The organism is Mesorhizobium sp. M7A.F.Ca.MR.245.00.0.0 (assembly GCF_003997415.1).
Lineage (GTDB): Bacteria > Pseudomonadota > Alphaproteobacteria > Rhizobiales > Rhizobiaceae > Mesorhizobium.
This window is the reverse complement of sequence record NZ_RZTE01000067.1, coordinates 1-17019: the sequence shown is the minus strand read 5'-3', so window position 1 is coordinate 17019 and position 17019 is coordinate 1. Positions and strand designations below refer to the sequence as shown.

Genomic DNA, 17019 nt, shown 5'->3' with positions numbered 1-17019 from the left:
TCACTATACGGGGAGAAGATGCCGGCAGGCAGATGAGGGGCGGCGCCAGCCTGCAAAACAAGGCACCAGACGATGCTCCTCACTTCGCCACCGCCACAAAGTTCGGCTCCAACGCAATGAAAAAAGGCCGCCGGGTCGCCCCGACGGCCTTTTTTGCCTGAGATTCCTGCCGCCGCGCTTACTGCGCGGCGGTTGTCATGTCGGCCAGCATCGGCTCGGCGACTTCCGCACCCGAGGCCTTGCGGCGCTCGTCGATGATCAGTTCGTCGCGCGAGGTGGCGATGCGCCGGATCTGGCTCATCGTGCCGCCGGTACCGGCCGGGATCAGCCGGCCGACGATGACGTTTTCCTTCAAGCCCTGCAGCATGTCGGTCTTGCCGGCAACCGCGGCCTCCGTCAGCACCCGGGTCGTCTCCTGGAAGGAGGCGGCCGAGATGAAGGACGGCGTCTGCAGCGATGCCTTGGTGATGCCGAGCAGCACCGGCAGGCCTTCGGCCGGCTTCTTGCCGTCCTCGACCAGACGCTCGTTGACCTCTTCCAGTTCGATCACGTCGACATGATCGCCCGGAATGTAGGTCGAGTCGCCCTGCACCGTGATCTCGACCTTCTGCAGCATCTGGCGAACGATCACCTCGATGTGCTTGTCGTTGATCGACACGCCCTGCAGACGGTAGACTTCCTGGATCTCGTTGACGAGATAGGAAGCAAGTGCCTCCACGCCCTTGATCGCCAGGATGTCGTGCGGCGCAGGATTGCCGTCGAGGATGTAGTCGCCCTTCTCGATGACGTCGCCGTCCTGGAGATGGAACGGCTTGCCCTTCGGGATCAGGTATTCGACCGGCTCGAGCGTCGAGTCATGCGGCTCGATGATGATGCGACGCTTGTTCTTGTAGTCGCGGCCGAAGCGGATCGTGCCGTCGATCTCGGCGATGATGGCGTGATCCTTCGGACGACGTGCCTCGAACAGTTCGGCAACACGCGGCAGACCGCCGGTGATGTCCTTGGTCTTGGCGCTTTCCATCGGAATACGCGCCAGCACGTCGCCGGGACGAACCTGCGAGCCCGGCTCGACCGAAAGAATGGCCTCGACCGAGAGCAGGAAGCGGGCGTCGCCGCCCTTCGACAGCTTGCCGACCTTGCCCTTGGCGTCCTGGATCGCAATCGCCGGCTTCAGGTCGTTGCCGCGTGGCGTCGAGCGCCAGTCGATGACCTCACGCTTGGTGATGCCGGTCGACTCGTCGGCCGTTTCCTGAACGGAAATGCCGTCGACCAGATCCTCGTACGACACCCTGCCCTCGATTTCAGTGAGGACCGGACGGGTATAGGGATCCCACTCGGCGATACGCTGGCCGCGCTTCACCTTGTCACCATCGTCCACGAAGATGCGCGAACCATAGGTGAGGCGGTGCGAGGCGCGCTCCTTGCCGGCTTCGTCGAGGATCAGCACCGCCATGTTGCGGCCCATGACCATCTGCTGGCCGTCGGAGTTGCGCACCACGTTGCGGTTACGGATCTCGACCTTGCCCTCATACGAGGCTTCAAGGAACGAGCTGTCGACCACCTGCGCGGTGCCGCCCATGTGGAAGGTACGCATGGTGAGCTGCGTGCCCGGCTCGCCGATCGACTGCGCCGCGATGACGCCGACGGCTTCGCCCTGGTTGACAGGGGTGCCGCGGGCAAGATCGCGACCGTAGCAGACCGCGCAGACGCCAACCCTGACTTCGCAAGTCAGTGCCGAGCGGATGCGGACCGACTGGACGCCGGCCTTTTCGATCTGTTCCACGTCACGCTCGTCCATCAGCGTTCCGGCCTTGACCAGGATCTCGCCCGACACCGGATGGGTGATGTCGTCGAGCGACGTACGGCCCAGCACGCGCTGGCCGACCGAAGCGACGACCTGACCGGCATCGACGATCGGCTGCATGGTGAGGCCCTTGTCGGTGCCGCAGTCGACGGAGTTGACGATGCAATCCTGCGCCACGTCGACCAGACGACGGGTGAGGTAACCCGAGTTCGCCGTCTTCAAGGCGGTGTCGGCCAGACCCTTGCGGGCGCCGTGGGTCGAGTTGAAGTACTCGAGCACGGTCAGGCCTTCCTTGAAGTTCGAGATGATCGGCGTCTCGATGATTTCACCCGACGGCTTGGCCATAAGGCCGCGCATGCCGGCAAGCTGGCGCATCTGGGTGGGCGAGCCACGCGCACCGGAGTGCGACATCATGTAGATCGAGTTCATCGGCTTTTGACGGCCATTGTCCTCGAACTCGACCGCCTTGATACGGGCCATCATTTCGTCGGCGACCTTTTCCGAGCACTTGGCCCAGGCGTCGACGACCTTGTTGTACTTCTCGCCCTGCGTGATCAGACCGTCATTGTACTGCTGCTCGTATTCCTTGGCCAAAGCCTCGGTGTCGGAGACCAGCTTGATCTTGGCATCCGGGATCAGCATGTCGTCCTTGCCGAACGAAATGCCGGCACGGCAGGCATGGCTGAAGCCGAGCGCCATGATGCGATCGCAGAAAATGACCGTCTCTTTCTGACCGCAATGGCGGTAGACGGTGTCGATCATCTTGGAGATGTTCTTCTTGGTCATCTCCTGGTTGGCGGTCTCGTAAGGCACGTTGACGTTCTTCGGCAGAAGCTCGCCGATGATCATGCGGCCAGGCGTGGTGTCATGGATCTTCGACACGACCTTGCCTTCGGCGTCGACCGTGCGGAAACGACCCTTGATCTTGGAGTGCAGCGTCACCGCCTTGGTCTCGAGCGCGTGCTGGAGTTCGCCCATGTCGGCAAACACCATGCCCTCGCCCGGCTCGTTCTGGTTGACGATCGAGAGATAGTAGAGACCCAGGACCATGTCCTGCGACGGCACGATGATCGGCGCGCCGGAAGCCGGGTGCAGGATGTTGTTGGTCGACATCATCAGCACGCGGGCTTCAAGCTGCGCTTCCAGCGACAGCGGCACGTGAACGGCCATCTGGTCGCCGTCGAAGTCGGCGTTGAAGGCCGTGCAGACCAGCGGGTGCAGCTGGATCGCCTTGCCCTCGATCAGGATCGGCTCGAACGCCTGGATGCCGAGACGGTGCAGCGTCGGCGCACGGTTCAGCAGCACCGGATGTTCGCGGATGACCTCGTCGAGGATATCCCAGACCTCCGGACGCTCCTTTTCGACCAGCTTCTTCGCCTGCTTGACGGTCGAGGAGTAACCCTTGGCGTCGAGACGGGCGTAGATGAAGGGCTTGAACAGTTCGAGCGCCATCTTCTTGGGCAGGCCGCACTGGTGCAGCTTGAGCTCCGGACCGGTCACGATGACCGAGCGGCCGGAATAGTCGACGCGCTTGCCGAGCAGGTTCTGACGGAACCGGCCCTGCTTGCCCTTGAGCATGTCGGACAGCGACTTCAGCGGGCGCTTGTTGGCGCCGGTGATGACGCGGCCGCGACGGCCGTTGTCGAACAGCGCATCGACGGCTTCCTGCAGCATGCGCTTTTCATTGCGCACGATGATGCCCGGCGCCCGCAACTCGATCAGCCGCTTCAGACGGTTGTTGCGGTTGATGACGCGGCGATAGAGATCGTTCAGATCCGACGTGGCGAAGCGGCCGCCGTCCAGCGGAACCAGCGGGCGCAGGTCCGGCGGGATCACCGGAACCACTTTCATGATCATCCATTCCGGACGGTTGCCGGATTCCATGAAGTTCTCGACGACCTTGAGCCGCTTCAGATACTTCTTCTGCTTCAGCTCGGAGGTGGTCGAAGCCAGTTCCGAACGCAGGTCGCCGGCGATCTTCTCCAGGTCCATGCCCGCTAGGAGGTCATGAATGGCCTCGGCGCCGATCATGGCGGTGAAACTATCCTCGCCATACTCGTCGACGGCGATCATGTACTCTTCCTCGCTGAGCAGCTGGTGCTCCTTCAGCGCGGTGAGGCCAGGTTCGGTGACGATGTAGTTCTCAAAGTAGAGGACGCGCTCGATGTCCTTCAGGGTCATGTCGAGCAGCGTGCCGATGCGCGACGGCAGCGACTTCAGGAACCAGATATGGGCGACCGGTGCCGCCAGCTCGATATGGCCCATGCGCTCACGACGAACGCGCGACAGCGTGACTTCAACGCCGCACTTTTCGCAGATGACGCCCTTGTACTTCATGCGCTTGTACTTGCCGCACAGGCACTCATAGTCCTTGATCGGGCCAAAAATGCGCGCGCAGAACAGACCGTCACGCTCCGGCTTGAAGGTGCGGTAGTTGATGGTCTCCGGCTTCTTGATCTCGCCGAAAGACCAGGACAGAATCTTCTCAGGGCTGGCAAGCGATATCCGAATGGAATCGAACACCTGCGCAGGCGCCTGCGGATTGAAGAGATTCATGACCTCTTGGTTCATGCCGTTCTCCTTTTCGGGGTCCTCGAAAACCCCTTGCATCTAGCGCGGGCCAAACGCCCGCCGTCGTGTGTCGGCCACCGGCCGAAGAATTTGGTGCGTTCGGTCGCGATTTCCGCGACCGAACGTCTTGTTTACTCGGCCGCGCCCCTATTCGGCAGCATCGGGCAGCCGGACAGGGTTGTCGTCGAGCTTGGTGTTCTCCAGCTCGACATTGAGGCCGAGAGACCGCATTTCCTTGACGAGAACGTTGAAGCTCTCGGGAATGCCGGCCTCGAAGGTGTCGTCGCCACGCACGATCGCCTCGTAGACCTTGGTACGGCCGGCGACGTCGTCCGACTTCACCGTCAGCATTTCCTGCAGCGTGTAGGCCGCGCCGTACGCTTCCAGCGCCCAGACCTCCATCTCGCCGAAGCGCTGGCCACCGAACTGCGCCTTGCCGCCCAGCGGCTGCTGCGTGACGAGCGAGTACGGACCGATCGAACGCGCGTGGATCTTGTCGTCCACGAGGTGGTGAAGCTTGAGCATGTAGATGTAGCCCATCGTCACCTTGCGATCGAACGGCTCGCCCGTGCGTCCGTCATAGAGCTGCGACTGACCTGATGTGTGCAGGCCCGCCTGCTCCAGCATGATGTTGATGTCAGCCTCATGCGCGCCGTCGAACACCGGGGTCGCGATCGAGACGCCGCGGCGCATCTGCTCGCTGAGGCGAACGATGCTCTCGTCGTCATAGTCACGAACCGGCTCGTTGCGGTCGTTGGCCGGGATGAAGCTCTCGAGCGTCTTGCGCAGCGGCTTGATGTCGCCGGCTGCCTTGTACGTGTCGATCAGCTCGCCGATCTTCCTGCCCATGCCCGCGCATGCCCAGCCCAGATGCGTTTCCAGGATCTGGCCGACATTCATGCGGCTCGGCACACCCAGCGGGTTGAGCACGATATCGGCATGCGTGCCGTCCTCGAGGAAAGGCATGTCCTCGACCGGAACGATCCGCGACACGACACCCTTGTTGCCGTGACGGCCGGCCATCTTGTCGCCGGGCTGCATCTTGCGCTTCACGGCCACGAAGACCTTGACCATCTTCATGACGCCCGGAGGCATTTCGTCGCCGCGCTGGACCTTCTCGACCTTGTCCATGAAACGCTGTTCGAGCGCCTTCTTGGAATCGTCGTACTGGCCGCGCAGGGCTTCCAGTTCGCTCTGGAGCTTTTCGTTCTCCACGGCAAACTGCCACCACTGCGAACGCGGATACTCGTCGAGCGTATCCTTGGACAGCGTGGAGCCCTTCTTGAAGCCCTTCGGTCCGGCGATCGCTTCCTTGCCGACGAGCACGTCGGAAAGACGCGCATAGACGTTACGGTCCAGGATGGCCTGCTCGTCGTCGCGGTCCTTGGCGAGGCGTTCGATCTCCTCGCGCTCGATCGCCATGGCGCGCTCGTCCTTCTCCACACCGTGGCGATTGAACACGCGCACCTCGACGACGGTGCCGAAAGTGCCCGGAGGCATGCGCATCGAGGTGTCGCGCACATCGGATGCCTTTTCGCCGAAGATGGCGCGCAGAAGCTTCTCTTCCGGCGTCATCGGGCTTTCGCCCTTCGGCGTGATCTTGCCGACCAGGATGTCGCCCGGCTGAACTTCGGCACCGATATAGACGATGCCGGCTTCGTCGAGGTTCTTCAGCGCTTCTTCCGAGACGTTTGGAATATCGCGCGTGATTTCCTCCGGTCCGAGCTTGGTATCGCGCGCCATGACCTCGAACTCCTCGATATGGATCGAGGTGAAGACGTCATCGGCGACGATGCGTTCGGACAGGAGGATCGAGTCCTCGTAGTTGTAGCCGTTCCACGGCATGAACGCGACCAGCACGTTGCGGCCGAGCGCCAGATCGCCGAGCTCGGTCGACGGACCGTCGGCGATGATGTCGCCCTTGTTGACCCGGTCACCCATGCGAACCAGCGGACGCTGGTTGATGCAGGTGTTCTGGTTCGAACGCTGGAACTTCATCAGCCGGTAGATGTCGACGCCGGACTTGCCCGGATCGAGATCTTCGGTGGCGCGGATAACGATACGCGTCGCGTCCACCTGGTCGACGATGCCGCCGCGGCGGGCGCCGATGGCGGCACCCGAGTCACGGGCGACGATCGGCTCCATGCCGGTGCCGACGAACGGCGCCTCGGCGCGCACCAAAGGCACGGCCTGACGCTGCATGTTCGAGCCCATCAGAGCGCGGTTGGCGTCGTCGTTTTCCAGGAACGGGATCAGGGCCGCGGCCACCGACACCATCTGCTTGGGCGACACGTCCATCAGATCGACGTTTTCGCGCGGCGCCATCATCACTTCGCCGGCGCTGCGGCAAATGACGAATTCGTCGACGAAACCACCGTTCTTGTCGAGCTCGGCGTTGGCCTGCGCGACATGGTGCTTGGCCTCTTCCATCGCCGAGAGATAGACGACGTCATTGGTCAGCTTGCCGTCGACGATCTTACGGTACGGGCTCTCGATGAAGCCGTACTTGTTGACGCGTGCGAAGGTGGCCAGCGAGTTGATCAGACCGATATTCGGGCCTTCCGGCGTCTCGATCGGGCAGATGCGGCCGTAATGCGTCGGGTGCACGTCGCGCACTTCGAAGCCGGCGCGCTCGCGGGTCAGACCGCCCGGTCCAAGCGCCGAGAGGCGGCGCTTGTGGGTGATCTCCGACAGCGGGTTGGTCTGGTCCATGAACTGCGACAGCTGCGAGGAACCGAAGAACTCGCGCACGGCGGCAGCCGCCGGCTTGGCGTTGATCAGATCCTGCGGCATGACCGTGTCGATCTCGATCGAGGACATACGCTCCTTGATCGCGCGCTCCATGCGCAGCAGGCCGACGCGGTACTGGTTTTCCATCAGCTCGCCGACCGAACGCACGCGGCGGTTGCCGAGATTGTCGATGTCGTCGATCTCGCCCTTGCCGTCGCGCAGCTCGACCAGCGTCCTGACCACGGCCAGGATGTCGTCCTTGCGCAGCACGCGCACGGTGTCCTCGGCCTTGAGCTCGAGACGCATGTTCATCTTGACGCGGCCGACGGCCGACAGATCGTAGCGCTCACTGTCGAAGAACAGCGAGTTGAACATGGCTTCGGCGGTTTCGAGCGTCGGCGGCTCGCCGGGGCGCATGACACGATAGATGTCGAACAGCGCGTCCTGGCGGCTCTCGTTCTTGTCGACGTTGAGCGTGTTGCGGATATAGGCGCCGACATTGACGTGGTCGATGTCGAGAACCTTGATCTCGTCTTCGCCGGTGCCGAGCAGAACCTTCAGCGTCTTCTCGTCGATCTCGTCGCCGGCCTCGAGGAAGATCTCGCCGGTGGCGTAGTTGACGATGTCCTCGGCCAGATAGTTACCGAGCAGGTCCTCGTCGGTGGCCTTGATCGCCTTGAGACCCTTTTCGCCAAGCGCCCTCGCCTGGCGGGCGGTGATCTTCTTGCCGGCTTCGACGACGACTTCGCCGGTATCGGCATCGACCAGGTCGCCGACGGCCTTGAGGCCGCGGAAACGCTCGACGTTGAACGGAATGCGCCAATGGTCGCCGGCGCGCTTGTAGGTGATCTTGTTGTAGAAGGTCGACAGGATCTCTTCGCCGTCCATACCGAGCGCCATCAGCAGCGACGTCACCGGAATCTTGCGGCGGCGATCGATGCGGGCGTGCACGACGTCCTTGGAATCGAACTCGATGTCGAGCCACGAGCCGCGATAGGGGATGACGCGCGCGGCAAACAGAAGCTTGCCCGACGAGTGCGACTTGCCCTTGTCATGGTCAAAGAAGACGCCCGGCGAGCGGTGCATCTGCGAGACGATGACGCGCTCGGTGCCGTTGACGATGAAGGTGCCGTTCAAGGTCATGAGCGGCATGTCGCCCATGTAGACGTCCTGCTCCTTGATGTCCTTGATGGACTTGGCGCCGGTATCCTCGTCGATATCGAACACGATGAGGCGCAGCGTCACCTTCAGCGGCGCGGCATAGGTGAGGTCGCGCTGACGGCATTCGTCAACGTCGAATTTCGGTCCTTCGAACTCGTACTTCACGAACTCCAGCATCGAGGAGCCGGAAAAATCGGAGATCGGGAAAACCGACTTGAAAACAGCCTGCAGTCCCTCGTCCGGACGCCCGCCCTTGGGCTCCGCCACCATCAGGAATTGATCATAGGATGCCTTCTGAACCTCGATGAGGTTCGGCATCTCCGCAACTTCCGGGATCTTTCCGAAGAACTTGCGTACGCGTCTGCGGCCATTGAAAGTCTGGGTCTGGGCCATCGTCGCTCCTTAGCTCTAAACTCGGGACGAGCCTCGCCGCGGCTCGCCTTGCATTCTGGGCCACCTTGGCGGCAACCCTCTGTCTGTTTTCCCGGCGCCTGTCGGCGGCCGGCTAGAACGGGAGAAAACCCGTTTCCTGAAGGCCGGTTTTCGGCCCTCAGGAAAGAGGTTCTCGTAGATCTCGCGTTACGCGTGCTCCCTCCGGGCGAAGGGAGTGGCGGACGGCGCGAGGCCGCCCGCCGCTTTCACGATTACTTCAGGTCGACCTTGGCGCCGGCTGCTTCCAGCTGGGCCTTGAACTTGTCAGCGTCGGCCTTGGAAACGCCTTCCTTGACCGGCTTCGGAGCCGCTTCGACCAGATCCTTGGCTTCCTTGAGGCCAAGACCGGTGATGGCGCGGACTTCCTTGATGACGTTGATCTTCTGAGCGCCTGCCTCGGTGAGGACGACGTCGAATTCCGTCTTTTCCTCGACCGGAGCAGCAGCGGCCGCTCCACCGCCAGCGGCGGCAACAGCCACCGGAGCAGCGGCGGAAACGCCCCACTTTTCTTCCAGAAGCTTCGACAGCTCGGCCGCCTCGAGGACGGTCAGCTTCGAAAGGTCGTCTACGATCTTTGCGAGATCAGCCATTGTTGTGTTCCTTCATAAGGTTCGAACGTGTGTTTGTGATAGCGAGGAACGGCCTCATGCCGCCTCGTCCTTCCGGGCGTAAGCGCCGATGACGCGCGCGACCGAGGCCGCTGGCGCATTGACGATCTGGGCGATCCGGGTTGCCGGCGTGGCGATCATGCCAACCAGCCTGGCGCGCAGCTCATCGAGCGACGGAAGTGTGGCGAGTGCCTTCACACCGTCGGCATTGAGCGAGGTGGTGCCCATTGCGCCGCCGAGAATGACGAGCTTGTCATTTCCCTTGGCGAAATCGGACGCGACCTTCGGCGCCGCAATCGGATCCTCCGAATAAGCAATCAGCGTCTGTCCCTTGAACAGCTCGATGATCGATGCGGAGTCCGTGCCCTGAAGAGCGATTTTGGCGAGACGGTTCTTCGCGACTTTGACGGTGCCACCGGCGGCGCGCATTTTCGACCGAAGGTCGTTCATTTGCGCGACGGTGATACCGGCGTAGTGGGCCACGACCACTGAACCTGCGTTCGAGAACGCACCGTTCAGGCCCGTGACGAGTTCGCGTTTTTCCGCTCTGTCCACTGCCTATCTCCAGTTGACCCCAATCCTGTTAACGGGAACATCCCATTGACGAGGACAGGCGTCGGGTTGCCTTTTGTCGGCCGGGCCATCCAGTAACGGATCTCCCGAACGACGCTCGAGGATCCTGCCCCCTTTCGCCACATCGACGGTCAAGCCGGCGATGCGCAGACAAAAGGCAAACACGGTTCGAACCTTTCATTGGAGCAATCGCTCCGTTGTCCGGTCTTCACCCGTCTCATGCAGGCCCAAATCGAATTAAGGCTTCTGGGCCGCCTGCAATCTCGGACAGGATGTCCGGAAACCTCTCGGCTTCCGGTACCGGGCCGCCAACTAGGTCGGAGGCCCGGAATTCTTTGCAGATCAGCCGTTTACCGGCCGATCTCGATCAAAACTTATCAGGACGCGTTGAGCGTCGCGACGTCGAGCTTGAGGCCCGGGCCCATCGTCGAGGTGACCGACACCTTCTTGACGTAGTTGCCCTTGGCGCCAGTCGGCTTTGCCTTGGTCACCGCATCGGCGAAGGCGCGGATGTTCTCTTCCAGGGCCTTGACGTCGAACGAGACCTTGCCGACGCCGGCATGGACGATGCCAGCCTTCTCGACACGGAACTCGACGGCGCCGCCCTTGGATGCCTTGACGGCGGCGGCAACGTCAGTGGTGACGGTGCCGACCTTCGGGTTCGGCATCATGCCGCGCGGGCCGAGCACTTTGCCCAGACGACCGACGAGCGGCATCATGTCCGGCGTGGCGATGCAGCGATCAAAATCGATCGTGCCCTTCTGGACGATGTCGACCAGATCCTCGGCACCGACGATGTCGGCGCCGGCGGCACGCGCTTCGTCGGCCTTGTCGCCACGGGCGAACACGGCGACACGCACCGAGCGGCCGGTGCCGTTCGGCAGGTTGACCACGCCGCGGACCATCTGGTCGGCATGGCGCGGGTCGACGCCGAGGTTCATGGCGACTTCGATGGTCTCATCGAACTTCACCGAGGAACGGTCCTTGAGCAGCTTCAGCGCATCGCCCAGGGCATAAGCCTTGTTGGGATCGATGCCTTCGCGGGTCTTTGATACGCGCTTTGCAATCTTTGCCATGATCTTAGCCCACCACTTCCAGACCCATCGAGCGGGCGGAGCCCTCGACCATGCGCATGGCCGCTTCGACGTCGTTTGCGTTCAGGTCTTTCATCTTCGCGGTGGCAATCTCGCGGACCTTGTCACGCGAAACCGTACCGGCCTTGACCTTGCCCGGCTCCTTGGAACCGGACGTCAGGTTCGCCGCCTTCTTCAGGAAGTAGCTCACCGGCGCCGTTTTCATGACGAAGGTGAAGGACTTGTCCTGATAGTAGGTGATGACGACCGGAACCGGCGATCCCTTTTCCATTTCCTGGGTCTGCGCGTTGAACGCCTTGCAGAATTCCATGATGTTGATGCCACGCTGACCAAGCGCCGGGCCGATCGGGGGAGACGGCGTCGCCGATCCCGCTTTCACCTGGAGCTTGAGCTGGCCTGCAATTTTCTTAGCCATCTCTTTTCCTGCCTTTGTCTATGCCGGTCATGCCGGCGGTTGCAGTCTGGTGGTGCGGTTCGCGCAGCCGGCTAAAGCCGCACTCGCCTCCCACCGTCTCAGGCCGCGCGCTTCCGCGCCGCCTCCCCTGATCGCCAAACCGGCGTCAGGGATTTCGGATCAGCCCTTTTCGACCTGTCCGAATTCCAGATCGACAGGCACGGCGCGCCCGAAGATCGAAACTTCCACCTTGAGCCGCGCCCGCTCTTCGTCCACTTCCTGGACGAAACCGTTGAACGACGCGAAGGGACCATCCGAAACGCGGATCGCTTCGCCGATCTCGAACGTGACCGAAGGCTTCGGCCGCTCGACGCCTTCCTGGACCTGGTTCAGGATGCGCTGGGCTTCCGCCTCGGTGATCGGCACCGGCTTGGAGTCGCCCAGGAAGCCGGTGACCTTCGGTGTGTTCTTGACCAGCGAGAACACCGCATCGGTCAAATTGGCCTTCAGCAGCACATAGCCCGGGAAGAACTTCCGCTCGGCATCGACCTTGCGACCGCGGCGAACTTCGACGACCTTCTCGGTCGGAACCACGATCTGGTGGATGTCGGCGGACAGACCCTTCTGCTTGGCCTTGTTCTCGATATCCTCGGCGACCTTCTTTTCAAAATTCGAATAAGCGTGGACGATGTACCAGCGCGCGGTCATTTCAAGACTTCTCCGTAATCGCCGGACTTAGCGTCCGATGCCCAGAATCTGTTCGACCGCAAGGCCCATGAGCTGATCGGCGGTGAAGAAAAAGATCATCGCGATCACTGCGAAGGCCAGAACCATCACCGTCGAGATCATCGTTTCGCGTCGCGACGGCCAAGTCACCTTGGCGGTCTCCGCGCGAACCTGCTGGAGAAAGACGAAAGGATTTGTGGTTTTCGAAGCCATATGCCGCTCTGTCTTCAAGACCCGTTGGCCGGGTCTCCTGGATGATCCCGCTGGCCGGGACGTGCCGCCTGAGCCCAATCTCGCGCCGAATCAGCGCAATCATTTCGCCCATGCAAATCAGACGCGTAAAGCCGGTTTCCCAGCTCCACGCGTCGCGTGTCTGTTTCGTCTACATAAAACCGATTCTTGATCCACGCAAGTGGCAAGTCTCCGCTTTATGACCAAACACCGCCTCGGAACCATCCAGTCGTTCCGTCCCGGCTATGGCGCTCTTATGCCCCAATCGACCCTATATGGCAAGCGGGTCGCCGATTTTCAAAGGCCAGACCATGGAAATATCGTTTTGAAACGCCATTTCGAAATGGCGAAACATTGCGTTGAATGCCATTCCGGAAATGGCACGGGCAGCAGGGCTCGAACCTACGACCTGCGGTTTTGGAGACCGCCGCTCTACCAACTGAGCTATGCCCGTATCGTGCGCATGTCGGCGCAGAAGGCGCTTCCTAAAAGCTTCCGCACGCTCTGTAAAGAGCGGTTTGCAAGCAAACGCGCCTTAATCCCGACAAGGCCATCCGGGTCGATCCCAAGCTCCCGCCTGAAGTCGCCAGCGCGCGGTGGCGTGATTGAGAGAGACGTCGCCTGCCCTCTTCGATGTGGAGCGTCCTCAAGCGGCATTCGTGGCAGGCTGCGGTCGCCCGCGTGCCAGCCAAAGCGCCCAGCCGCATATCAGGAGCTCGCATGCGAACGTCCAGTGCAGCAAAAAGCTCAGCACCCAATTGCTGAAGTCCGCCGGTACAGTGACGAGTTCGAACGCCCGCCGATCGAATGGCATCAGCCACAATATCGGCGACGCCAGCGTATCGAGGACCATATGCAGCATGGCGGCGGCAAAGAAGGCAGCCGTGGCTGCCAGATACGAGCGGGCGCGCCAGCTGACGAATAGCAACGACAGCGCCCCTGCGGCCGCCCAGAACAGCGGCCAATGCGTCATATAGGAGTGATGGTGGGTGCGTCCGCCGTCGATGAAATGGAAATACAGCATATCGATATCGGGGATGACACTGCCGACTATGGCGGCCCCGACGATAGCCGGGCTGCCAGGCCACTGCCTGCGCATGAACGTTCCGAGAATATAGCCACTTGGAAGATGGGCGATCAGCATCTCGGGACCGTTCACGGTTGCAGGCCAGTGCAGCATTCCGCCCTATTGTGGCGTTATTCCGGATGCCTGCGCCCGATACGCTTCGTGCCGATCATGGTTTCGTACCCGGTGGCTTATAGGGGCCGCCCGGCACGCCCCAACCCAGGCCGGCATCGATCCTCCGCCTGCCTGGCGCCGCCAGCAGCGACGATAGCATCGGAAGCGGCTCAACCTGCCTCATGGCCGGTTTCCGGCTCCGCCGCACACTACAATTTGGCCGGCGCATCAGCCTCGGCATTGGCGGAAGGCTGGATCCGGCAATTCTCGGGTCTTGGCACCGCCTCGCAAATGGTGGCACCGGTCAGCGCGTCGACCGATTGCAGGCCGGTCGTCAGGCCGACCTTCAGCATCATGCCGGGTTCCAGCCGACGCTCGGCCGAGCGTCGCTCGATCGCTGCGAACAGGGCGGGACCGATCGCCATCTCCTCGAGATAGGCCTTGACCATCTGCTTTTGCCCCATCGGGTAGAGGCTAAGCCGCGCCTGGGGACCGACAAACCGCCTGATGCCGCCGGCAAGCATCAGCGCGCAGGCCGAATCGCACTCCACGCCGGCATCGATGCTCAGCCCGGCATAGGCGCCCTCTTTGGCCAGGCAATTCCACGCTCCTGGGTCACAGCCGACGAAATCGGTGCGGCCAACGGCGACGTCGAGCTTCTTTTCATGGATAAGCCGTCCTGCCGCCAGGGCGCTGAGCAGGTCGCCTCCCCTCGAACTGATCACGACAGGCAGTTGCCGTTTGCCAAGCATGGCGAGCAATTGGCGCAGCTTCTGCGGGGTCCGGGGGGTGATCGCGCCTTCTGCCGAGATCCATTCCGGGCAGTCTGGATTGCAGAGCGGATTGGTGCCGCGAACGACAACGAAGCGCATGTCTTCATCGCGCCGCGCCGCCTCGGGTTCGATCGGTGGCGGCGTGGCTGCGGTCGCCGTCAGGCCATCAGGCTTGTTCCCCGGCGTTTCCCGGCAATTCGCGGCCAGGCGGCCGGGCTCGCACAGGCTTGCCGCTGTCAGCAGGCCTACAGTGTCCGTGCTGGTGACCAGCTTCATCGCCAGCATGTCGTCGAGGGCGATCTGGTGGATTTCGCTGGCCGGGGTGCCCTTCATCGTTTCGAGCATGCCTTGTTCGATGCCCATCTGTTTCAGGTAGGCTGCCAGCTTTTTCTCCACGGACTTGCTCATCTCGTAGGTCTTGTAGCTGCCGGCATTCTTGCGGCTGACGATCTTTGTGTTGAGGATCTTCTTCTTGCCCCCCACGATGCGGTAGGTGGTCCGGTATTGCAATTTCGTGCGGATGTAGGTCGTGGTGATCTGATGGACGCCGAGATAGGCCCATTCGCCGGCCACCCGCCTGATACCGCCGGCAAACATCAGAGGACAGGCGGAATTGCACATGGCGCCATAGTCGATGACATCGCCGAAGTAGCGGGCGTCACGGTCTTGGCACCCCTTCGCACCGGGCTGGCAGCTGGAAAACACCGTCTTGCCGATGGCGATATCGAACTTGTTCTTGCGGATCAGCCGGCCAAGCGTCAGCGCCGCCTCGACATTGCCGCCGGGAGAATCGACGACAACAGGCAGTTTCCGGCCGCCAAGCGTCTTCAGCATGCGTTTGAAGAGTGCCGGCGTGCCGGCTTCTATCGAGCCCTCGGCCGATATCCATTCCGGGCAGATCGGCTCGCACCCCGGTGCGTTGCTGCGAACGATGCCGAACCGCATCGTCGGCCCAAGATCCGGCGCCGCATCCGCCGCAAAGGCTGCCGGGCCTGCGGCAAGCAATGCGAGCAGCCAGGTCAGAGCCAGCGGCCACAATGCCCGACGATGGAAAAACCGCCTTGGAACCATTTGAAAAAAGCCCCTCGATGCAACCTATACTAGTCGAGGCCGAGAGCCTTGCAACAGGGTTCGGCTGACAGGGTCGCAACCGATAGCCCCGCACAAGAAAAGGGCGGCCCGAAGACCGCCCTTTTCTTGTCGATCCGGCGAATGCCGGGCTCGATTATTCCTTGATGGTGACGACGATGCCGGCACCGACGGTGCGGCCGCCTTCACGGATAGCGAAGCGCAGCTTCTCTTCCATGGCGATCGGCACGATCAGCTCGACATCGACCGTGATGTTGTCGCCCGGCATCACCATTTCGGTGCCTTCCGGCAGCGACACGATGCCGGTCACGTCGGTCGTGCGGAAGTAGAACTGCGGACGGTAGTTGGTGAAGAACGGCGTGTGACGGCCACCTTCGTCCTTGGTCAGGATGTAGGCTTCGGCCACGAACTTCTTGTGCGGCTTCACCGTACCGGGCTTGGCCAGAACCTGGCCGCGCTCGACACCTTCACGATCAACGCCGCGCAGCAGCGCGCCGATGTTGTCGCCGGCCTGGCCCTGATCGAGCAGCTTGCGGAACATTTCCACGCCCGTGCAGGTCGTCTTGGTCGTCGGACGGATGCCGATGATCTCCAGCTCCTCGCCGACCTTGACCACGCCGCGCTCGACGCGGCCGGTCACGACCGTGCCGCGGCCCGAGATCGAGAACACGTCTTCGATCGGCATCAGGAACGGCTTGTCGAGCGGACGAACCGGCGTCGGGATGTAGGCATCGACCGCAGCCATCAGCTCGCGGATCGCGTCTTCACCGATCTTCTTGTCCGAATCTTCCAGAGCAGCCAGCGCCGAACCCTTGACGATCGGAATGTCGTCGCCGGGGAACTCGTTCTTGGTCAGAAGCTCGCGAACCTCGAGCTCGACCAGTTCGAGCAGCTCGGCGTCGTCGACCTGGTCGACCTTGTTCAGGAACACCACGATCGACGGCACGCCGACCTGACGGGCCAGCAGGATGTGCTCGCGGGTCTGCGGCATCGGGCCGTCTGCGGCCGACACGACCAGGATCGCGCCGTCCATCTGCGCGGCACCGGTGATCATGTTCTTCACATAGTCGGCGTGGCCGGGGCAGTCGACGTGAGCGTAGTGGCGGTTGGCCGTCTCGTATTCGACGTGCGCCGTCGAGATCGTGATGCCGCGCGCCTTTTCTTCAGGAGCAGCGTCGATCTGGTCGTAGCGCTTGTATTCGCCAAAATACTTGGTGATCGCCGCCGTCAGTGACGTCTTGCCATGGTCGACGTGGCCAATCGTGCCGATGTTCACGTGAGGCTTGTTACGCTCGAATTTACCTTTGGCCATAATCGTTCTCCGTCTATTCTACCCGCTAAGGGGAATTGTTATTCGCTCTTCAGATCCGGCACCGCGCAAGGAGCGCGACCCGGTGGCTAAGAAACCCTTAGGCGTATTTCTTCTGGACTTCCTGAGCCACTGCGGTCGGAACCGGCTCATAGTGATCGAACTGCATGGTGTAGGCCGCACGGCCCTGGCTCATCGAGCGCAGGTTGTCGACATACTTGAACATATTGGCGAGCGGCACCATCGCGTTGATGACGACGGCGACGCCGCGCGCTTCCTGGCCCTGGATCTGGCCCCGACGACCGTTCAGATCGCCGCTGACGCTGCCGACGTAATCTTCCGGC

At 62.1% G+C, this 17019-nt stretch carries 11 protein-coding genes, 1 tRNA gene and 1 pseudogene; all 13 read right to left on the bottom strand.

Annotated elements, in window-relative coordinates; all coding sequences use genetic code 11:
- Positions 1-178: 178 nt before the first annotated feature.
- A complete protein-coding gene (rpoC, locus tag EOB80_RS33120; RefSeq protein ID WP_013531415.1) occupies positions 179-4375 on the bottom strand; it encodes a DNA-directed RNA polymerase subunit beta' in 4197 nt (1398 codons plus the stop codon).
- A gap of 147 nt (positions 4376-4522) precedes the next feature.
- Positions 4523-8659, bottom strand: coding sequence for a DNA-directed RNA polymerase subunit beta (rpoB, locus tag EOB80_RS33115; protein WP_127295769.1), 4137 nt, complete (start codon positions 8657-8659; stop codon positions 4523-4525).
- A gap of 251 nt (positions 8660-8910) precedes the next feature.
- On the bottom strand, positions 8911-9288 hold the full coding sequence (rplL, locus tag EOB80_RS33110; protein ID WP_023762907.1) for a 50S ribosomal protein L7/L12: 378 nt from the start codon (positions 9286-9288) through the stop codon (positions 8911-8913).
- A 54-nt stretch (positions 9289-9342) separates the two neighbouring features.
- Entirely contained in the window at positions 9343-9861 is a 519-nt protein-coding gene (gene rplJ, locus EOB80_RS33105; RefSeq protein WP_013531412.1) for a 50S ribosomal protein L10, read from the bottom strand.
- A gap of 395 nt (positions 9862-10256) precedes the next feature.
- Entirely contained in the window at positions 10257-10955 is a 699-nt protein-coding gene (gene rplA, locus EOB80_RS33100; protein ID WP_013531411.1) for a 50S ribosomal protein L1, read from the bottom strand.
- A 4-nt stretch (positions 10956-10959) separates the two neighbouring features.
- Positions 10960-11388 carry a 50S ribosomal protein L11 gene (gene rplK, locus EOB80_RS33095; protein ID WP_013531410.1) on the bottom strand — a complete coding sequence of 143 codons (429 nt, stop codon included), beginning with the start codon at positions 11386-11388 and terminating at the stop codon, positions 10960-10962.
- Positions 11389-11547: 159 nt separating this feature from the next.
- On the bottom strand, positions 11548-12075 hold the full coding sequence (nusG, locus tag EOB80_RS33090) for a transcription termination/antitermination protein NusG (RefSeq protein WP_013531409.1): 528 nt from the start codon (positions 12073-12075) through the stop codon (positions 11548-11550).
- Between the two features lie 27 nt (positions 12076-12102).
- A complete protein-coding gene (gene secE, locus EOB80_RS33085) occupies positions 12103-12306 on the bottom strand; it encodes a preprotein translocase subunit SecE (protein ID WP_013531408.1) in 204 nt (67 codons plus the stop codon).
- 396 nt (positions 12307-12702) lie between these two features.
- Positions 12703-12778 (bottom strand) — tRNA-Trp (locus EOB80_RS33080).
- A 192-nt stretch (positions 12779-12970) separates the two neighbouring features.
- The gene (locus EOB80_RS33075) at positions 12971-13468 is read right to left on the bottom strand and encodes a metal-dependent hydrolase (protein ID WP_127332164.1); all 498 of its coding nucleotides are present in this window, start codon (positions 13466-13468) and stop codon (positions 12971-12973) included.
- Positions 13469-13713: 245 nt separating this feature from the next.
- Complete coding sequence (locus EOB80_RS33070; protein ID WP_127332162.1) at positions 13714-15348, bottom strand: hypothetical protein; 1635 nt, start codon at positions 15346-15348, stop codon at positions 13714-13716.
- A 154-nt stretch (positions 15349-15502) separates the two neighbouring features.
- Complete coding sequence (tuf, locus tag EOB80_RS33065; RefSeq protein WP_013531404.1) at positions 15503-16678, bottom strand: elongation factor Tu; 1176 nt, start codon at positions 16676-16678, stop codon at positions 15503-15505.
- Between the two features lie 97 nt (positions 16679-16775).
- A pseudogene (gene fusA, locus EOB80_RS33060) lies at positions 16776-17019 on the bottom strand (elongation factor G); the annotation flags it as partial.

Excerpts from the sequence above, each read along its gene's own strand:
- rpoC (WP_013531415.1), bottom strand. The coding sequence starts at position 4,375 with ATGAACCAAGAGGTCATGAATCTCTTCAATCCGCAGGCGCCTGCGCAG.
- rpoB (WP_127295769.1), bottom strand. The coding sequence starts at position 8,659 with ATGGCCCAGACCCAGACTTTCAATGGCCGCAGACGCGTACGCAAGTTC.
- rplL (WP_023762907.1), bottom strand. The coding sequence starts at position 9,288 with ATGGCTGATCTCGCAAAGATCGTAGACGACCTTTCGAAGCTGACCGTC.
- rplA (WP_013531411.1), bottom strand. The coding sequence starts at position 10,955 with ATGGCAAAGATTGCAAAGCGCGTATCAAAGACCCGCGAAGGCATCGAT.
- rplK (WP_013531410.1), bottom strand. The coding sequence starts at position 11,388 with ATGGCTAAGAAAATTGCAGGCCAGCTCAAGCTCCAGGTGAAAGCGGGA.
- nusG (WP_013531409.1), bottom strand. The coding sequence starts at position 12,075 with ATGACCGCGCGCTGGTACATCGTCCACGCTTATTCGAATTTTGAAAAG.
- secE (WP_013531408.1), bottom strand. The coding sequence starts at position 12,306 with ATGGCTTCGAAAACCACAAATCCTTTCGTCTTTCTCCAGCAGGTTCGC.
- EOB80_RS33075 (WP_127332164.1), bottom strand. The coding sequence starts at position 13,468 with ATGCTGATCGCCCATCTTCCAAGTGGCTATATTCTCGGAACGTTCATG.
- EOB80_RS33070 (WP_127332162.1), bottom strand. The coding sequence starts at position 15,348 with ATGGTTCCAAGGCGGTTTTTCCATCGTCGGGCATTGTGGCCGCTGGCT.
- tuf (WP_013531404.1), bottom strand. The coding sequence starts at position 16,678 with ATGGCCAAAGGTAAATTCGAGCGTAACAAGCCTCACGTGAACATCGGC.